Here is a 16439-nt window from a genome sequence, read left to right as displayed (position 1 = left end):
GTCGAGACACCCTCTTCACTCTTAGCGCTGGTATTGAAATTAGGCAATGATTTTCAGTCACCTATAAGAGGTTGATCTCGCTCTTTGCGCTGAGTAAAGATGGGTAAAAGGATTAGGGGATATGCAGGACATTTCTTATGCTGTTTCACTATTAATATCCATCATAAAGAGAGTGAATCATGGATCGCATAATTACCTCATCGCGTGACCGCTCGTCCCTGCTGAGCACGCATAAAGTTCTGCGTAACACCTATTTCCTGCTGAGCCTGACGCTGGCGTTTTCGGCTATTACCGCAACGGCAAGCACGGTGCTGATGCTGCCGTCTCCGGGGTTGATTCTGACGCTGGTCGGCATGTACGGCCTGATGTTCCTGACCTATAAAACCGCGAACAAACCGACCGGGATTATCTCTGCGTTCGCCTTCACCGGCTTCCTCGGTTATATCCTGGGGCCAATCCTCAACGCCTACCTTTCCGCTGGTATGGGCGATGTGATTGGTATGGCGCTGGGTGGTACCGCACTGGTGTTCTTCTGCTGTTCAGCCTACGTGCTGACCACACGCAAAGACATGTCCTTCCTCGGCGGTATGCTGATGGCGGGTATCGTGGTGGTGCTGATTGGTATGGTGGCAAACATCTTCCTGCAACTGCCAGCGCTACATCTGGCGATCAGCGCAGTGTTCATCCTGATCTCATCAGGCGCGATTCTGTATGAAACCAGCAACATCATTCACGGCGGGGAAACCAACTACATCCGCGCAACTGTGAGCCTGTATGTGTCGCTGTACAACATCTTTATCAGCCTGCTGAGCATCCTGGGCTTTGCCAGCCGCGATTAATAACGCAAACTGAACGACACGAGGCCTCGCTTATGCGGGGTCTTTTTTTTTGCTACACTGCCCACCGTTTGTATGACGTGTGAAAAATTATGTTGATCTACGAAGACCGCGAAATTGAGACCGATAACGACGGTTATCTGAAAGACTCCACCCTGTGGAGTGAAGGCATGGCAGTCGCCATTGCCGCAAATGAAGGCATTGAACTGAGCCCGGAGCACTGGGAAGTGGTGCGTTTTGTGCGCGAGTTTTATCTGGAGTTTAATACCTCCCCCGCTATCCGCATGCTGGTGAAGGCGATGGCCAATAAGTTTGGCGAAGAGAAAGGCAACAGCCGCTACCTTTACCGTTTGTTCCCGAAAGGCCCGGCCAAGCAGGCAACAAAAATTGCTGGCCTGCCTAAACCGGTAAAATGCATTTAATAGCGAATACTGAAACCATCCCACGCTTTCTGGGGTTGATGCGGTTCGGCCAGAACCCGGTCAACTCTGGCGCTGCGTGGGCCTCCGGCTTTTAGCCACGCCAGCAACGTTTCAACCTGCTCCTGTTCGCCGCAGGCCACCACTTCCACGCTACCGTCGTCCAGATTACGAGCGTAGCCCTTAAGCCCTAAACGCAATGCTTCTCGCTGAGTGCTGTAGCGAAACCCTACGCCCTGAACCATGCCATAGATCCACGCAATCGTGCACACTGCTGCCATTTTGCCTCCCGTCGCAATCCCTGAAGTTCTGTTAAGTATGACATTTTCCAGACATTTTACCGAACGGGAGGCCGCAATATTGCCATGTTCATTGCAATTGGATGGCGAAGTCGGGAAAATGCAGCCCTTCCCATCGAATAGCCAGAATAATTATCTATGAGCGTACGTTTAGTGTTAGCCAAAGGGCGTGAGAAATCCTTACTCCGCCGTCATCCCTGGGTCTTTTCCGGGGCCGTTGCCCGCATGGAAGGCAAAGCCAACCTCGGTGAAACCATTGATATCGTCGATCACAAAGGGAAATGGTTAGCCCGCGGGGCTTATTCTCCAGAATCGCAAATCCGCGCACGCGTCTGGACGTTCGATGCCGATGAAACCATTGATATCGACTTTTTTGTTCGTCGCCTGCAGCAGGCGCAGCAGTGGCGCGACTGGCTGGCACTGCAGGATGGCCTCGATAGCTATCGTCTGATTGCCGGCGAATCTGACGGCTTGCCGGGCGTGACCATTGACCGCTTTGGCAATTTCCTCGTATTGCAGCTGTTGAGCGCCGGCGCGGAATACCAACGCGCGGCATTAATCAGCGCGTTGCAAACCCTGTATCCGGAGTGCCCGATTTACGATCGCAGCGACGTTGCGGTGCGTAAAAAGGAAGGAATGGAACTGACGCAAGGCCCGGTTACCGGTGAGCTGCCGCCAGCCCTGCTGCCAATTCAGGAGCACGGTATGAAGCTGCTGGTGGATATCCAGCACGGTCATAAAACCGGTTATTACCTCGATCAGCGCGACAGCCGTCTGGCGACACGCCGCTATGTGGCCGACAAACGCGTCCTCAACTGTTTCTCTTATACCGGTGGTTTCGCCGTCTCTGCACTGATGGGCGGTTGCCGTCAGGTCACCAGCGTTGATACCTCGCAGGAAGCGCTGGACGTCGCAAAACAGAACGTCAAGCTGAACAAGCTGGATCTCAGTAAAGCGGAATTTGTCCGTGACGATGTTTTCAAACTGCTGCGTAAATATCGCGATCAGGGCGAGAAATTCGACGTTATCGTGATGGATCCGCCGAAATTTGTTGAGAACAAAAGCCAGCTTCAGGGCGCCTGCCGTGGCTATAAAGATATCAACATGCTGGCTATCCAGTTGCTGAATCCGGGCGGTGTGCTGCTGACCTTCTCCTGCTCCGGGCTGATGACAACAGATTTATTCCAGAAAATCATCGCTGATGCCGCAATAGATGCTGGTCGTGATGTACAATTTATAGAGCAGTTCCGTCAGGCAGCCGATCACCCGGTGATCGCGACTTATCCCGAAGGGCTGTATTTGAAAGGGTTTGCCTGTCGCGTCATGTAACTTGAAAAGCGAAACAACGACCACATATTGTATGTAGTTAATGTTTCCCGGGAGGTGACTATGATTGCCAGCAAATTCGGTATCGGCCAACAGGTCCGTCATTCCTTGTTAGGGTATCTGGGCGTAGTTGTCGATATCGACCCGGAATACTCACTTGATGAACCAGAGCCCGATGAACTGGCGGCAAACGATGAACTGCGTATGCTGCCGTGGTATCACGTGGTCATGGAAGATGAAGACGGCCAGCCGGTTCACACCTATCTGGCTGAAGCGCAACTGAGCGGTGAAGTGCGTGAAGATCATCCGGAACAACCTTCAATGGATGAGCTGGCTCGCACTATTCGCCAGCAGCTTCAGGCGCCGCGACTGCGTAACTAACCCCCCGCTCCTTATCACACCGTTCACTTACGTGGGCGGTGTTTTTTTACATTCATTCCGTCATAACGCCTGCAACACGGTTTCCAGCCATTGCGCAAATACCCTGACCTTCTGCGGCAGATGCCGATGCGGGTAAATAAGCGATAACTTACGCGATGGGCAGGGAAAATTCGGCAGAACCTCGACCAACTGACCGCTATCGATATAGGGCTGTAAGAAGAAATTCATCCCCTGCAATAACCCAAGCCCGGAAAGACCCGCCGAAATATAAACCTCGGCATTATCCAGAATCAATTTTCCCGGCAGTAACCGTTCTTCGACGCCCTGAGGCGTCGTAAAGTGCCAGGGCACAATCTCCCGGTTATTGCTGACAATCCAGTTAACAGCCTGATGCTGACGCAGATCGTCAAGCGTCTGCGGCGTGCCATACTGTGCAAGATAACCAGGGCTGGCGCAGGTCATTCTCCTCACCTCGCCCATCGGGCGCGCCATATAGTCGCCATCATCAAGCTTCCCGACGCGCAGCATGCAGTCCAGCCCCTCGCGCAGCATATCGCGCCGCACATCGCTACCGGTGAGGATGATTTCGAGGTCAGGGTGTCTGGCATAAAACTCAGCGAGCCGGGGAACCACCAACTGACGCGCAAAGGCAACCGGCATATCAACGCGCAGTTGTCCGTGAAGGGGGCGGTCTGGCGCAAACGACGCCAGCAATTCATCGGCCTGATACAACAAGGGTTTACTGCGGCGATAAAACTCTTCGCCTTCCGAAGTTAACGCGATGCGACGCGTGGTGCGCTGCAGTAAGCGAACGCCGCATTGCGTTTCCAGTTGCTGCACTGCCCTGGTGACCGCCGGGCGATGCAGTTGCAGGTTCTCTGCCGCCTGAGTAAAACTCCCGGCATCCACAATTTCCATAAAAATCTTAATGTTTTCAAACAGATTTAATTGCATGCGCGATGACCATCATCCCGTTTATATTGTTACTAATTTAATAATAGTGAAGAACTTTTTTCACTATTTTTATGAACAATAAATCGCTATACACTCCCTCCCACATCAGAAATGCGTTCGTGACGAGGAAATAAGATCATGAAAAAGAATCGTATCTGCCAGATTTTAGGTATTGAAAAGCCGGTTATTCAGGGCCCACTCTCGTGGTTAACCGACGCGCGTTTGGTTGCCGCCGTGAGTAACGCCGGCGGGCTGGGTGTTTTGGGGCCAAATGCAGGTCTGACCGCGGCAACGGCGGTCTCTACTCCTGAAGAAACCGCCGAGAAAATGCGCGAAGAGATCCGCAAAACCAAACAATTAACCGAAAAGCCATTTGCCGTGAACCTGATCCCTTCGCCAGAAAATGATATCTGGACGCCGGGCATCGTGCGGGTTATCAAAGAAGAAGCGGTAAAAGCGGTGGTCTATACCGGCTATGGCGAGGGCGCGATTATTCCTGCGCTGTTTGCTGAGCTAAAAGCCGCTGGCGTTGCGATTATCTATCGTGATATCAACCCCACGCCCGCCAACAGCCGAGAAGCCGAACGCGCCGGGGCAGATATCATCGTGGCCACCGGTTTTGACGAAGGCGGAACCTTACCTGCCACCGCACTGGGCACTTTCTCCGTCGTTCCGATGATTGTCGATGCTGTAGAAAACGTGCCGGTTCTTGCAGCCGGGGGGATTGTTGATAAACGTACGGCCAGAGCCGCCCATGCATTGGGTGCGGAAGGTGTATTCGCGGGTTCAGTATTTATCAGCACGCTGGAAAACCGCGTACCGCTGTCGATTAAAGAGAAAATTGTTGCCGCGAACGGGCTGGATTTACGTCTGTTCCGTACTCTGCCGGATTACTATCGCTCTCTTCCGGGGAAACTGACCGAGAAACTGGTCGCGATGGACAAGTCAGGGGCCAGCAAAGAGGAGATTGCTCACGCGATGGGCGGGCTTCGCGGCTTGCGGTTAGGCATGCTGGAAGGCAATACGGATGAAGGCTATATCTCACTGGGAACCGGGATTGGCGGCATTAAAGCCGTTGTCAGCGTCGCTGAGGTGGTGGATGCGCTGACCGTTTGATGGCGTGCTGTAGGCAGGAAAATCAGAGACCGCCCGTGAGATTCTTCGGGCGGAATGGATTATTTTGCCAGCCCCAGACGCGGGATTTCGATCGCCGGGCAACGATCCATCACCACGCTCAGCCCCGCATTGCGCGCCAGCACGGCCGCCTGTTCGTTAATCACGCCCAGCTGTAGCCACAGCACTTTTGCACCTATCGCTACCGCTTCCTGCGCCACGCCCCAGGCCGCTTCTGAGTTACGGAAAACATCAACCATATCAATTTTTTCCGGCACATCCGCAAGGGTTGCGTAGCCTTTCTGGCCCAGCAGTTCTTTACCCGCCACTTTTGGCGAGACCGGGATCACGTGGTAGCCCTGATCCAGTAAATATTTCATCACCCGATAACTTGGGCGATCCGGTTTGTCACTTGCCCCAACCAGCGCAATGGTGCGCGTGCTGTTCAGGATGTCTGCAATATCACTTTCAGTCATCATTATCCTCCAGGCCTTTACGTTAAGTGTACGCCAATCCGCACAGGGCAGCCATAAACGCGCACACTGCCGCCAATTTCGCCACTCATCATATTTTTTATCCTTAATGCTTGCAGCACTATTCGCATCCAGTAATCTGTCTGCATTTATTGATTAGGATATTACGTTATGGAACTCACCACTCGCACACTGCCGGCGCGCAAACACGTTGCGCTGGTTGCCCACGACCACTGCAAAGATATGCTTTTGAAATGGGTCGACCGCCATAAGGCCGTGCTGGCGCAGCACGCCTTATCGGCGACCGGCACGACGGGGAATCTGGTGGCTCGCGCCACGGGTCTGGAAGTGAATGCCTTGTTGAGCGGCCCGATGGGCGGCGATCAGCAGGTCGGCGCGTTGATCTCAGAGGGAAAAATTGATGTGCTGATTTTCTTCTGGGATCCACTCAACGCCGTGCCGCACGATCCGGACGTCAAAGCGCTGCTGCGTCTGGCGACCGTCTGGAACATTCCGGTCGCTACAAACGCCTCAACGGCAGATCTTATTATTCAGTCGCCGCATTTCAGCGACCCGGTAGAGATTTTGATTCCGGATTATCAACGTTATCTGGCAGAACGTCTGAAATAATTCATCAACCCGGCTATCACGCCGGGTTTCTTTTCAGGGTTTACGCGCCACCGGGACATCCAGCTGTTTCAGGATTTCGACAAACGGCGACGGATTCTCTTTGTTGAACATCAACCACACGCGGTGACGGGCGCGGGTCATCGCCACATACAGCAAACGCCGTTCTTCGGCGTCGATGAAATCCTCAGGCTCCGGCAGCAGTGCCTGTTCCATGATCGATTCCCGCGCCGGTGCCGGGAAGCCGTCCTGGCCTTCCTGCAACCCCAGCACAATCACGTAATCCGCCTGCTGGCCTTTACTGGCATGCACGGTCATAAAATCGATAGACAGCTTCGGCCAACGGGTAGCGGCTTTTTCCAGGGTGGCCGGTTTCAAATGATGATAACGCGCCAGCACCAGAATACGTTGCTCCGGGGTGACGTAACCGCTCAGTTTGTCGAAAAGTGCATCTAACTGGTCATCCGGCAACAGCGTGACCGCTTTTTTATCACCTGCGGTGAGGCTGTTTAACGGTTTACGCAACTGATGCGGGTTTTGCTGAATAAAGCGGTTGGCTATCTGACCGATGCGGCCATTGAAGCGATAGGTTGTGTCCAGCGCGCAGTTATCACCCTCGCCGAAATAGTGCGTAAAGGCAGTGGTAAGCGACAATTGCGCGCCACTGAAACGATAAATAGCCTGCCAGTCATCACCCACGGCAAAGAGTGTGGTTTGTGAATTCTGCTTACGTAATGCTGCTAACAATGCTGCGCGTTGTGGAGAGATATCCTGGAATTCATCGACCAGAATGTGTTTCCAGGGGCTAACAAAGCGGCCTTTTTCCAGCACGTTAATCGCCTGATGAATCAGCCCGGAGAAATCCACCGCGTTTTCTTCTTTTAACGCGGTTTTCCACGCTTTCAGCAGAGGGGCCATCAGCTTAACGCGCTTACCGAACAGTTCACGAACTTCTTCCGGCGCGTTGTCGATCATCTCGGCCTGTGTACCGCCGTGCATGCGCATCAGGCTAACCCAGCGATCCAGTCGGCTGCCCATCCGTTTGAGGATCTTCGCATCATTCCAGAAATTGTCTTCGCCAACCTCCCACCCCATTTCTTCCTGCAACCATAAGCGCCAGCCCTTGGCCTGGGCTTTTTTCTCTTTGCACTGCTGCTGCCAGCAGTCGGTGAAAAGTTTGTAGCGGGCAGTGGTGTCATTTTCCAGTTTGCTGACCACCGGCACTTTTTTGCTGCCCTGCTGAATGATGTGCAGCGCCAGAGAATGGAAGGTTCGCGCGGATATCGCATCCGTATGCAGGCGCGCCTGAATACGCTCATCCATCTCCTGCGCCGCTTTGCGACCAAACGCCAGCAGTAAGATTTGCTCTGCTGCCGCTTCCCCGCGTGTCATCAGCCAGCCTGCACGCGCCACCAGCACTGACGTTTTACCGCTACCTGCCCCCGCCAGCACCAGCAGTGAACGTTCACCATTCACCACCGCGCGCGCCTGCGAATCATTCAGCGGCGAGGATTCGATCTGTTGGAAGAAATCGGCGTACTGTTCCAGCATTGATTCGGTGTAGCGCTGGTTATGTGCCTGTCGGCTCGCTTCTACATCGTTGAGCCAGGCCTGGCACTGCTGCCATGCCTCGCGACAGTTGTCGAAGCTGTTCAGGCGACTTACCGGCACCGGCAAACCTTCCAGCGCATGTAAAATCCGCTGACGGATCGTTGAGGTCTTCTGGCGGGTAAGCCATTTATCGGCGTCGTTATTGTCGGCGATTTCCGCCAACAATTGCTGTAAGACCCCGGCGGATATGTCGCTCATCTCCTGGCTCCATGCCTGCCAGCGGGTGATTAAGTGACGATGGAAACGTTGGGTTTCACCCCATTCGGTACCGTGCAAACGGACAACTTTATCTTCGGGCAGCACAAATTCCAGCTCGCCCCATACCAGACCGCGCTTGCAGTTAATCGACAACAACTGATTGAAAGGAATGAGATATTCATGCTGTTCGCCCGATACCTTAACCCCCGCATTGAGAAGCTCAACCCGATCGTAAGGATGCTGCGCCATGCGCTTACCCAACGTTGTCGCTCTTAATTCCATCTTCGCCAAATCCTGCTTTTTTCGATAACACACAGTGTAACCGCCAGAGAATAGGTGCTCCAGCGCAAAAAAACGTTACAATTACCCGGACTTATTATTCACAGGCCGCACAGAGGATTTATGCGTACCGTTCTGAATATTTTAAATTTTGTATTAGGTGGTTTCGCCACAACCTTCGGTTGGCTGGTCGCAACGTTTTTCAGCATCATTTTTATTATCACCCTGCCGCTCACCCGCTCCTGCTGGGAAATCACCAAGCTGTCGCTGATCCCATATGGCAACGAAGCGGTGCATGTCGATGAACTGGATCCGCAGTCGAAAAACAGCGTGCTGAATGCGGGCGGCACCGTGCTCAATATCGTCTGGCTGGTGCTGTTTGGCTGGTGGTTATGCCTGACCCATATCACGGTCGGTATCACTCAATGCATCAGCATCATTGGCATTCCTGTGGGTATCGCCAATTTTAAAATCGCCGCCATTGCGCTTTGGCCGGTCGGTCGGCGCGTCGTGCCGGTTGAAGTGGCTCGCGCCGCGCGCGAAGCCAATGCGCGTCGTCGCTTTCAGTAATCGGGGCTGATTATCTTTATGTTAAGTCCCCTGCTGCGCCGCTATACATGGAACAGCGCATGGCTTTATAACGTCAGGATTTTTATCGCCCTGTGTGGCACCACGGCGCTGCCGTGGTGGCTTGGCGATTCAAAACTGACCATTCCATTAACCCTCGGCGTCGTTGCGGCGGCGCTGACAGACCTTGACGATCGTTTAGCCGGACGGCTGCGTAATCTGGTGATTACGCTTATTTGCTTTTTTATTGCTTCCGCCTCCGTTGAACTGCTTTTCCCCTGGCCGTGGCTGTTTGCGCTGGGGCTGACGGTATCGACGACCGGTTTTATTTTGTTAGGTGCCCTTGGGCAACGCTACGCCACAATAGCTTTTGGCGCGCTGCTGATTGCCATCTATACCATGCTGGGCGTCTCCCTCTATTCCCAGTGGTATCAGCAACCGCTGCTGCTGATCGCCGGTGCCGTCTGGTATAACTTGCTGACCCTCACCGGGCATCTGATTTTCCCGATCCGTCCGTTGCAGGATAATATCGCACGCAGTTATGAACAGCTGGCACATTATCTGGAACTGAAATCACGTCTGTTCGACCCGGACATTGAAGATGAAAACCAGGCCCCGCTGTATGAGCTGGCGCTGGCAAACGGCAAGCTGATGGCGACGCTCAACCAGACCAAAACCTCCTTGCTCACGCGTTTGCGCGGCGACCGCGGTCAGCGCGGGACGCGTCGCACGCTGCACTACTATTTTGTGGCGCAGGATATCCACGAACGAGCCAGCTCCTCGCATATCCAGTATCAGACGTTGCGCGATAACTTCCGCTACAGTGACGTAATGTTTCGCTTCCAGCGCCTCCTTTCTATGCAGGCCCAGGCTTGCCAGCAGTTGTCGAAAGCGATTTTGCTGCGCACGCCTTACCAGCATGACAGCCGCTTTGAACGGGCGTTTACCCATCTGGATGCCGCGTTAGATCGCGTTCGGGCGAGCGGTGCGTCGCCAGAACAGATGAAAGCGCTGGGTTTTCTGCTCAATAACCTGCGCGCGATTGACGCTCAACTGGCCACCATCGAATCCGAACAGGCACAAGCACAGGCGAAAAGCGAAACAGAAACCCTGCTCGCCGATGACGGCCTGCACGGCTTTAGCGACATTCGTCTGCGTCTGAGCATGAATATGTCGCCTGAGTCCGCCCTGTTCCGCCATGCGGTCAGAATGTCGTTGGTGCTTTGCGCCGGATATGCCTTTATTCAGCTTACCGGACTGAACCATGGTTACTGGATTTTGCTTACCAGCCTGTTTGTCTGCCAGCCCAACTACAACGCCACGCGCCACCGTCTGGCGCTGCGAATAATTGGTACGCTGGTCGGCGTGGCTCTGGGTATTCCCGTTCTGCTACTGGTGCCGTCGCTGGAAGGGCAACTGGCGCTGATTGTGGTAACCGGGGTGCTGTTCTTCGCCTTCCGTAACATACAATACGCCCACGCCACCATGTTCATTACCCTGCTGGTGCTGTTGTGCTTCAACCTACTGGGTGAAGGCTTTGAGGTGGCGCTGCCGCGCGTTATCGACACGCTGATAGGGTGTGGTATCGCCTGGTTTGCCGTCAGTTTTATCTGGCCGGACTGGAAGTTCCGCGACCTCCCTCGGGTGCTGGCGCGTGCGGTTGATGCCAACTGCCGCTATCTGGACGCCATCCTCGAACAGTATCACCAGGGTCGCGATAACCGTCTTGCCTATCGCATCGCTCGCCGTGACGCGCATAACCGCGATGCTGAGCTGGCGTCGGTGGTATCAAATATGTCGACGGAGCCAAAGGTTACTCACGAGATGCGGGAAACGGCATTCCGCCTGCTGTGTCTGAACCATACACTCACCAGCTACATCTCCGCGCTGGGCGCACACCGTGAAAAGCTCACCAACCCGGAAATTCTGGCGCTGCTGGATGACGCCGTATGCTATGTCGACGATGCGTTCCATCATCTCCCCGCGGATGAGGAACGCGTTCAGGAGGCGCTAACCGGGCTGGCGGAACGTATCCGCCATCTTGAACCGCGCCCGGACAGTAAAGAGCCATTGGTACTGCAACAAATAGGCTTGCTCGTTGCCCTGCTGCCGGAAATCTGTCGTCTGCAGCAACGCGTTCTGGCCTAATCAGCCTGGGCGGGCGCGTGGAGGTTCAGCGCGCTTGCCCAGTCAATCAACTCATCGCGTCGCCGTAACGGAATGGCTGCGGCATGAACGCCCGTCAGCGCCCCTTCGAGCGATAAAATAAACCCCACACTCAGGTTTTCGCGCAGGCGACGTAATTTGGCCCAGGCGTCTTTGGCACCCAATTGACGTAAATCAGCCACGTTCTTAATTCCCGCCTCGGCCATCAACAATTCCATATGGAAGGAAAGATTAGGCAAGTCCTTCAGCCGTTGCGAAACCTGACGATCTTTTTTCTCGCGCTGTGCGTCTTTTAACGAAAGCTTACTTAAGCGCAGCAACAATTTTTGGTTCTGCCATAACGTATCATCGACGCGGAAATAGTTGAGCTGAAGCGGGCCGCCTCTCTTCTTCAGCGTTAAAAGTGGCGTTTTCACTTTCCGTTGATACACCGCCGTTTCCTCGCAAGCCCGAAGGTATAGCTCCCCTTCAGAGACCATGGCAAAAACGGTGTTATTAATTGAGAGGCTATATCCACCAAAGAGCGATCGGGAGCGCACGACCCCAAGAGGCGCAAGATATTCCTGGGATTGATAAATCCGTTTATATGATATTTTTTTCATGATTATCCCTTACTAATCATGCCTTTAGAAGCATAAAAACTGTTAGTAGTTCCAGTAATGAGCAACATAAAAAACTTCCGTCAGCACAGCAAGGGCTGCGTGAATTTGATGTGCGAATTTGCGAGTCGCTTTCAGAAAATGAGGTTGATCTTTCGTGTCAGGGGAGGTACTGTATATTCATACAGTAACCCACAAGGTTGGATTAGCTATGTATACATCTGGTGTTGTAAATCGTTCTTCTGTCGCGGCAGCACCTGCGACACATCGCGCATTCGCGTCTCCTGTACAGGCCTCCCCTGCCCTGGTGAGCGAAGTGGTTTATCGTGAAGATCAGCCCATGATGGCGCAGTTGCTCCTGCTGCCTTTATTGCAACAACTGGGACAGCAGTCTCGCTGGCAGCTCTGGCTCACGCCGCAACAAAAACTGAGCCGCCAGTGGGTTCAGGCTTCCGGCCTGCCATTGTCCAAGGTCATGCAGCTTCGCCAGATGTCCTCGTGCAACATGCTCGACTCGATGGAGCGCGCATTACGTACAGGAAACTATAGTGTGGTCATTGCCTGGGTGGCGGATGAATTGTCGGAACAGGAACATGCCCGGTTGATGCGTGCGGCTGAAGAAGGAAATGCGATGGCGTTTATCATGCGGCCGGTTAACTCGTCCTCTTCTCCAGCAGGACAACTGAATGGGCTAAAAATTCACTCAAATTTGTATCATTGATAGAAATTAGGAATTTTCCTGGAATTTTTTTTGCAGTCTCGTTACGGGCATGTTTCAGGAGCTAAAATTCCTGAGAACGCTGGTGTGATGCGGTTCTCAGAATTTTATCTCGTCTAAATTCTAGCCGTAAATGTTAAATATTGTGTATACAACCCCTTTTTTTTCATATGCCTGACGGAGTTCACACTTGTAAGTTTCCAACTACGTTGTAGACTTTACATCGCCAGGGGTGATCAGCTTACGCCGCAGAGATCTGCTGAGTAATTAATAAGTCACGCCCCCGGTGAAGGATTTAACCGTGAGTCTTTTTAGATTTTCATGGCAAATTTTGGATGATAACGAGGCGCAAAAAATGAAAAAGACAGCTATCGCGATTGCAGTGGCACTGGCTGGTTTCGCTACCGTAGCGCAGGCCGCTCCGAAAGATAACACCTGGTATACTGGTGCTAAACTGGGCTGGTCTCAGTTCCACGATGTCGGCAACAACCAGATCAACAACAACGGTCCGACCCATGAAAGCCAACTGGGCGCTGGTGCCTTCGGTGGTTATCAGGTTAACCCGTATGTTGGTTTCGAAATGGGTTATGACTGGTTAGGTCGTATGCCGTACAAAGGCAGCGAGCAGAACGGTGCTTTCAAAGCTCAGGGCGTTCAGCTGACCGCTAAACTGGGTTACCCAATCACTGACGATCTGGACATCTATACTCGTCTGGGTGGTATGGTTTGGCGTGCAGACGCTAAAAACAACACCGGCTTCAAAGACCACGACACTGGCGTATCCCCAGTATTCGCTGGCGGCGTTGAATACGCGGTTACCCGTGACATCGCTACCCGTCTGGAATACCAGTGGACTAACAACATCGGTGACGCGAACACCGTTGGTGGTCGTCCGGACAACGGCCTGCTGAGCGTAGGTGTTTCCTACCGTTTCGGCCAGCAGGAAGATGCGCCAGTCGTAGCTCCGGCTCCGGCTCCAGCTCCAGAAGTACAGACCAAACACTTCACTCTGAAGTCTGACGTTCTGTTCAACTTCAACAAAGCAACTCTGAAACCAGAAGGCCAGCAGGCTCTGGATCAGATGTACAGCCAGCTGAGCAACCTGGATCCGAAAGACGGTTCCGTTGTTGTTCTGGGCTTCACTGACCGCATCGGTTCTGACGCTTACAACCAGGGTCTGTCCGAGAAACGTGCTCAGTCCGTTGTTGATTACCTGATCTCTAAAGGTATTCCTTCTGACAAAATCTCTGCACGTGGCATGGGCGAATCCAACCCGGTTACCGGCAACACCTGTGACAACGTGAAAGCTCGCGCTGCACTGATCGACTGCCTGGCCCCGGATCGTCGCGTAGAGATCGAAGTTAAAGGCATCAAAGACGTTGTAGCTCAGCCGCAGGCTTAAGTTATCGTCTTAAGAAAAAACCCCGCGCTGCGGGGTTTTTTTTGGCCGGAAGAAAAGATGTAAACGTTTATTCTTTGCCTAGTAAGGCCTGTAAATCCTGCTTCAGCGTGCTCATCTTCGTGGCATATTTCTCTTTGTTTTCCGCATCTTCTATCAACTGCACAATGGTCTCTGACAACGTTTTGCCGCGCCGCTGAGCCAACCCTGCCAGCCGCTGCCAGACGGCGAACTCCAGATCTATCGACTTCTTACGCGTATGTTGATGTTCGGCGTTAAAATGACGTTTGCGTCGCGCGCGAATGGTTTGCTTCATGCGGTTCACAAGGCCAGGATTGATATTCTGCGCAATCCACTCATTCACCAGTACCGGTTCATGCTCAAGTTTCAGCAGGAGATCAACCGCTTCCTGCGCGGCGCTGGTTTCAATGTAACGGGTGATAGGTTCGCCTTCCCGGTGCTTCTTCACCAGGTACTTCCACTTCCACCCGCTCTCAAGATTTTCCAGTTGTTGATATTTCATTGCGATCCCAAGGTGACCGTGTAACTCTTTTCAGGATATCAGTTTTTTGCCAATGTGCTGAGAAGAAATCAGTGAGCGTGAAGACAATGTTGGCGATATCAGAATTACCGCCCTATTCTCCGTGAGCTTCCCTGCGGCATAAGGTATAATCTCGCGCTTTACATCTGACTAAAAATAGCGACTTTGACCATAAATACTCTTTCCCGGCGCGACCTTGCCCCTGCGACTGATGCGTACCAGGCGCTATTTACTCTGCCTGAAATCTCGTCAGTTAATGAATCCTTATTCAGCGAGCTGCAGGCTCGTTTGCATTATGCTCTGGAGCAGTTTCTGCATCCTCAGGGCGTCAGCGACTTTTTACTGGTGAAAGCGCCAGAAGAAAAGTCGTACCTGCAACTGCTTCACAACGTGACCCTCGCCTTACGCAGCGATTCAGCGTCTCGACTGACCGGCGTGAACTACACCATCGCCGCGGGCCAGGTCAGTGTCTCTGCGGCAACGTCACCGGACGATGATTTTGCGAGCCTTAGCCCGGTCATCTTTGCAGACTGGGTGGAAGCCGAGCAGCTGTTCGGCTGCGTGCGTCAGTTCAATGGCGAGATCGCCCTTCAGCCTGGTTTGGTGCACAAAGCCAACGGTGGCGTGCTGATTCTCTCTCTGCGCGCGTTACTGGCCCAACCCCTGCTGTGGATGCGTCTGAAATCACAGGTGACCCGGCAGCGTTTTGAGTGGCTTTCCTTTGATGAGTCACGTCCATTGCCGGTGACAATTCCTTCTATGCCGCTGTCGCTGAAGGTGATGCTGGTAGGCGATCGGGACGCACTGGCCGATTTCCAGGAAATGGAACCTGAGCTGGCAGAAAAATCGCTCTACTGCGAGTATGAGGATAATCTTCAGATCACCGATGAAGAGACCGTAAAACAGTGGTGTCAGTGGGTACAGCAGGTTGCGCGTGATGCAAATCTGCCGATGCTTGCGGCTGATGCCTGGCCGCGTCTGATTCAGGAAGGTGCTCGCTATACCGGCGATCAGGAAACGCTGCCGCTTTGCCCGCTTTGGGTCAGCCGCCAGTTGCGCGAAGCCGCACCATTCTGCGAAGGTGAAACCCTTGGTGATGAGCAGCTCAAAACAATGCTTGAGCAGCGCCAGTGGCGTGAAGGCTATCTGGCCGAGCGTATGCAGGATGAGATCCTGCTTGAGCAAATTCTGATTGAAACAGAAGGTGAGTGTGTCGGTCAGATTAACGCCCTGTCGGTAATTGAATTTCCGGGCCACCCGCGCGCCTTCGGTGAACCTTCCCGTATCAGTTGCGTCGTGCACATCGGTGACGGTGAATTTACGGATATCGAACGCAAAGCCGAGCTTGGCGGCAATATTCATGCTAAAGGCATGATGATCATGCAGGCATTTCTGATGTCGGAACTCGAACTCGATCAGCAGATCCCGTTCTCGGCATCATTAACCTTCGAGCAGTCCTACAGCGAAGTGGATGGCGATAGTGCGTCCATGGCTGAACTGTGTGCTTTAATCAGCGCCCTTTCCGGTGTGCCGATTAATCAAAGCATCGCCATCACCGGTTCCGTCGACCAGTTTGGGCGCGCGCAGCCAGTTGGCGGTCTGAACGAAAAAATCGAAGGCTTCTTTGCTATCTGTCAGCAGCGCGGCTTGAACGGTAAACAGGGCGTGATTATTCCCAACGCCAACGTGCGCCATTTGAGTTTGTCCATGGATGTTCAGGAAGCGGTTGAAGCCGGGCAATTTTCTATCTGGGCGGTCGATGATGTAACCGAGGCCCTGCCGCTTCTTACCCAGCTAAACTGGGATGCTGAAGGGCAGACAACATTGTTGCAAACGATTCAGGAACGTATCGCGCAGGCCACACAGCCCGACGCGCGGCATCGTTATCCGTGGCCGCTGCGCTGGCTGGGCTGGTTCAATTCGAACTGATCGG

Annotated in this window: 17 protein-coding genes; 11 read left to right on the top strand and 6 right to left on the bottom strand. The window is 53.4% G+C overall.

The features are described 5' to 3' along the window. Positions 1-179 precede the first annotated feature (179 nt). A complete protein-coding gene (gene yccA / locus DBY68_RS18860; protein ID WP_015965039.1) occupies positions 180-839 on the top strand; it encodes an FtsH protease modulator YccA in 660 nt (219 codons plus the stop codon). Positions 840-928: 89 nt separating this feature from the next. Beyond that, the gene (gene tusE, locus DBY68_RS18855) at positions 929-1258 is read left to right on the top strand and encodes a sulfurtransferase TusE (RefSeq protein WP_108474537.1); all 330 of its coding nucleotides are present in this window, start codon (positions 929-931) and stop codon (positions 1256-1258) included. Here the strand turns inward: tusE and yccX are convergent. Next, the gene (gene yccX / locus DBY68_RS18850; RefSeq protein ID WP_108474538.1) at positions 1255-1536 is read right to left on the bottom strand and encodes an acylphosphatase; all 282 of its coding nucleotides are present in this window, start codon (positions 1534-1536) and stop codon (positions 1255-1257) included. The two genes, tusE and yccX, sit on opposite strands and share 4 nt — an antisense overlap. Before the next feature lie 156 nt (positions 1537-1692). Between yccX and rlmI the strand changes: the two genes are divergently transcribed. Both rlmI and hspQ read left to right on the top strand, forming a co-directional pair. After that, a complete protein-coding gene (gene rlmI, locus DBY68_RS18845; RefSeq protein ID WP_108474539.1) occupies positions 1693-2883 on the top strand; it encodes a 23S rRNA (cytosine(1962)-C(5))-methyltransferase RlmI in 1191 nt (396 codons plus the stop codon). A gap of 60 nt (positions 2884-2943) precedes the next feature. Then, positions 2944-3261 carry a heat shock protein HspQ gene (gene hspQ, locus DBY68_RS18840; protein ID WP_108474540.1) on the top strand — a complete coding sequence of 106 codons (318 nt, stop codon included), beginning with the start codon at positions 2944-2946 and terminating at the stop codon, positions 3259-3261. Between the two features lie 60 nt (positions 3262-3321). Here the strand turns inward: hspQ and DBY68_RS18835 are convergent, their stop codons facing one another. After that, on the bottom strand, positions 3322-4215 hold the full coding sequence (locus DBY68_RS18835; protein WP_108474541.1) for a LysR family transcriptional regulator: 894 nt from the start codon (positions 4213-4215) through the stop codon (positions 3322-3324). Positions 4216-4353: 138 nt separating this feature from the next. Between DBY68_RS18835 and DBY68_RS18830 the strand changes: the two genes are divergently transcribed. After that, the gene (locus tag DBY68_RS18830; protein WP_108474542.1) at positions 4354-5331 is read left to right on the top strand and encodes a nitronate monooxygenase; all 978 of its coding nucleotides are present in this window, start codon (positions 4354-4356) and stop codon (positions 5329-5331) included. A gap of 59 nt (positions 5332-5390) precedes the next feature. Here DBY68_RS18830 and DBY68_RS18825 read toward each other — a convergent pair whose 3' ends face one another. Next, positions 5391-5804: a CoA-binding protein gene (locus DBY68_RS18825; protein ID WP_167405869.1), complete on the bottom strand. Its 414-nt coding sequence runs from the start codon at positions 5802-5804 to the stop codon at positions 5391-5393. A 168-nt stretch (positions 5805-5972) separates the two neighbouring features. Here DBY68_RS18825 and mgsA point away from each other — a divergent pair, with 168 nt between their 5' ends. Further along, a complete protein-coding gene (mgsA, locus tag DBY68_RS18820; protein ID WP_108474544.1) occupies positions 5973-6431 on the top strand; it encodes a methylglyoxal synthase in 459 nt (152 codons plus the stop codon). A 33-nt stretch (positions 6432-6464) separates the two neighbouring features. Here the strand turns inward: mgsA and helD are convergent, their stop codons facing one another. Then, positions 6465-8519 (bottom strand): DNA helicase IV, encoded by a 2055-nt coding sequence (gene helD / locus DBY68_RS18815; RefSeq protein WP_108474545.1) that lies wholly within the window; start codon positions 8517-8519, stop codon positions 6465-6467. Positions 8520-8639: 120 nt separating this feature from the next. Between helD and DBY68_RS18810 the strand changes: the two genes are divergently transcribed. After that, positions 8640-9086 (top strand): YccF domain-containing protein, encoded by a 447-nt coding sequence (locus DBY68_RS18810; RefSeq protein ID WP_108474546.1) that lies wholly within the window; start codon positions 8640-8642, stop codon positions 9084-9086. Positions 9087-9104: 18 nt separating this feature from the next. Next, a complete protein-coding gene (yccS, locus tag DBY68_RS18805; RefSeq protein WP_108474547.1) occupies positions 9105-11231 on the top strand; it encodes a YccS family putative transporter in 2127 nt (708 codons plus the stop codon). On the opposite strand, the gene DBY68_RS18800 is transcribed toward yccS, so the two are convergent. Further along, a complete protein-coding gene (locus DBY68_RS18800) occupies positions 11228-11851 on the bottom strand; it encodes a TfoX/Sxy family DNA transformation protein (RefSeq protein ID WP_108474548.1) in 624 nt (207 codons plus the stop codon). The two genes, yccS and DBY68_RS18800, sit on opposite strands and share 4 nt — an antisense overlap. Positions 11852-12059: 208 nt before the next feature. On the opposite strand from DBY68_RS18800, the gene sulA reads away from it, so the two are divergent. After that, complete coding sequence (sulA, locus tag DBY68_RS18795; protein ID WP_108474549.1) at positions 12060-12569, top strand: SOS-induced cell division inhibitor SulA; 510 nt, start codon at positions 12060-12062, stop codon at positions 12567-12569. A 352-nt stretch (positions 12570-12921) separates the two neighbouring features. Continuing rightward, positions 12922-13968 (top strand): porin OmpA, encoded by a 1047-nt coding sequence (gene ompA, locus DBY68_RS18790; protein WP_108474550.1) that lies wholly within the window; start codon positions 12922-12924, stop codon positions 13966-13968. A 67-nt stretch (positions 13969-14035) separates the two neighbouring features. On the opposite strand, the gene matP is transcribed toward ompA, so the two are convergent. Further along, the gene (gene matP, locus DBY68_RS18785) at positions 14036-14488 is read right to left on the bottom strand and encodes a macrodomain Ter protein MatP (RefSeq protein ID WP_108474551.1); all 453 of its coding nucleotides are present in this window, start codon (positions 14486-14488) and stop codon (positions 14036-14038) included. A gap of 183 nt (positions 14489-14671) precedes the next feature. Here matP and DBY68_RS18780 point away from each other — a divergent pair, with 183 nt between their 5' ends. Further along, the gene (locus DBY68_RS18780) at positions 14672-16435 is read left to right on the top strand and encodes a Lon protease family protein (RefSeq protein WP_108474552.1); all 1764 of its coding nucleotides are present in this window, start codon (positions 14672-14674) and stop codon (positions 16433-16435) included. Positions 16436-16439 lie beyond the last annotated feature (4 nt).

Origin of the sequence: Pseudocitrobacter sp. RIT415, assembly GCF_003057695.2 — a bacterium.
GTDB classification, from domain to species: domain Bacteria; phylum Pseudomonadota; class Gammaproteobacteria; order Enterobacterales; family Enterobacteriaceae; genus Pseudocitrobacter; species Pseudocitrobacter faecalis.
The sequence above is the reverse complement of the archived record's forward strand: the minus strand, read 5'-3'. Positions and strand labels throughout refer to the sequence as shown.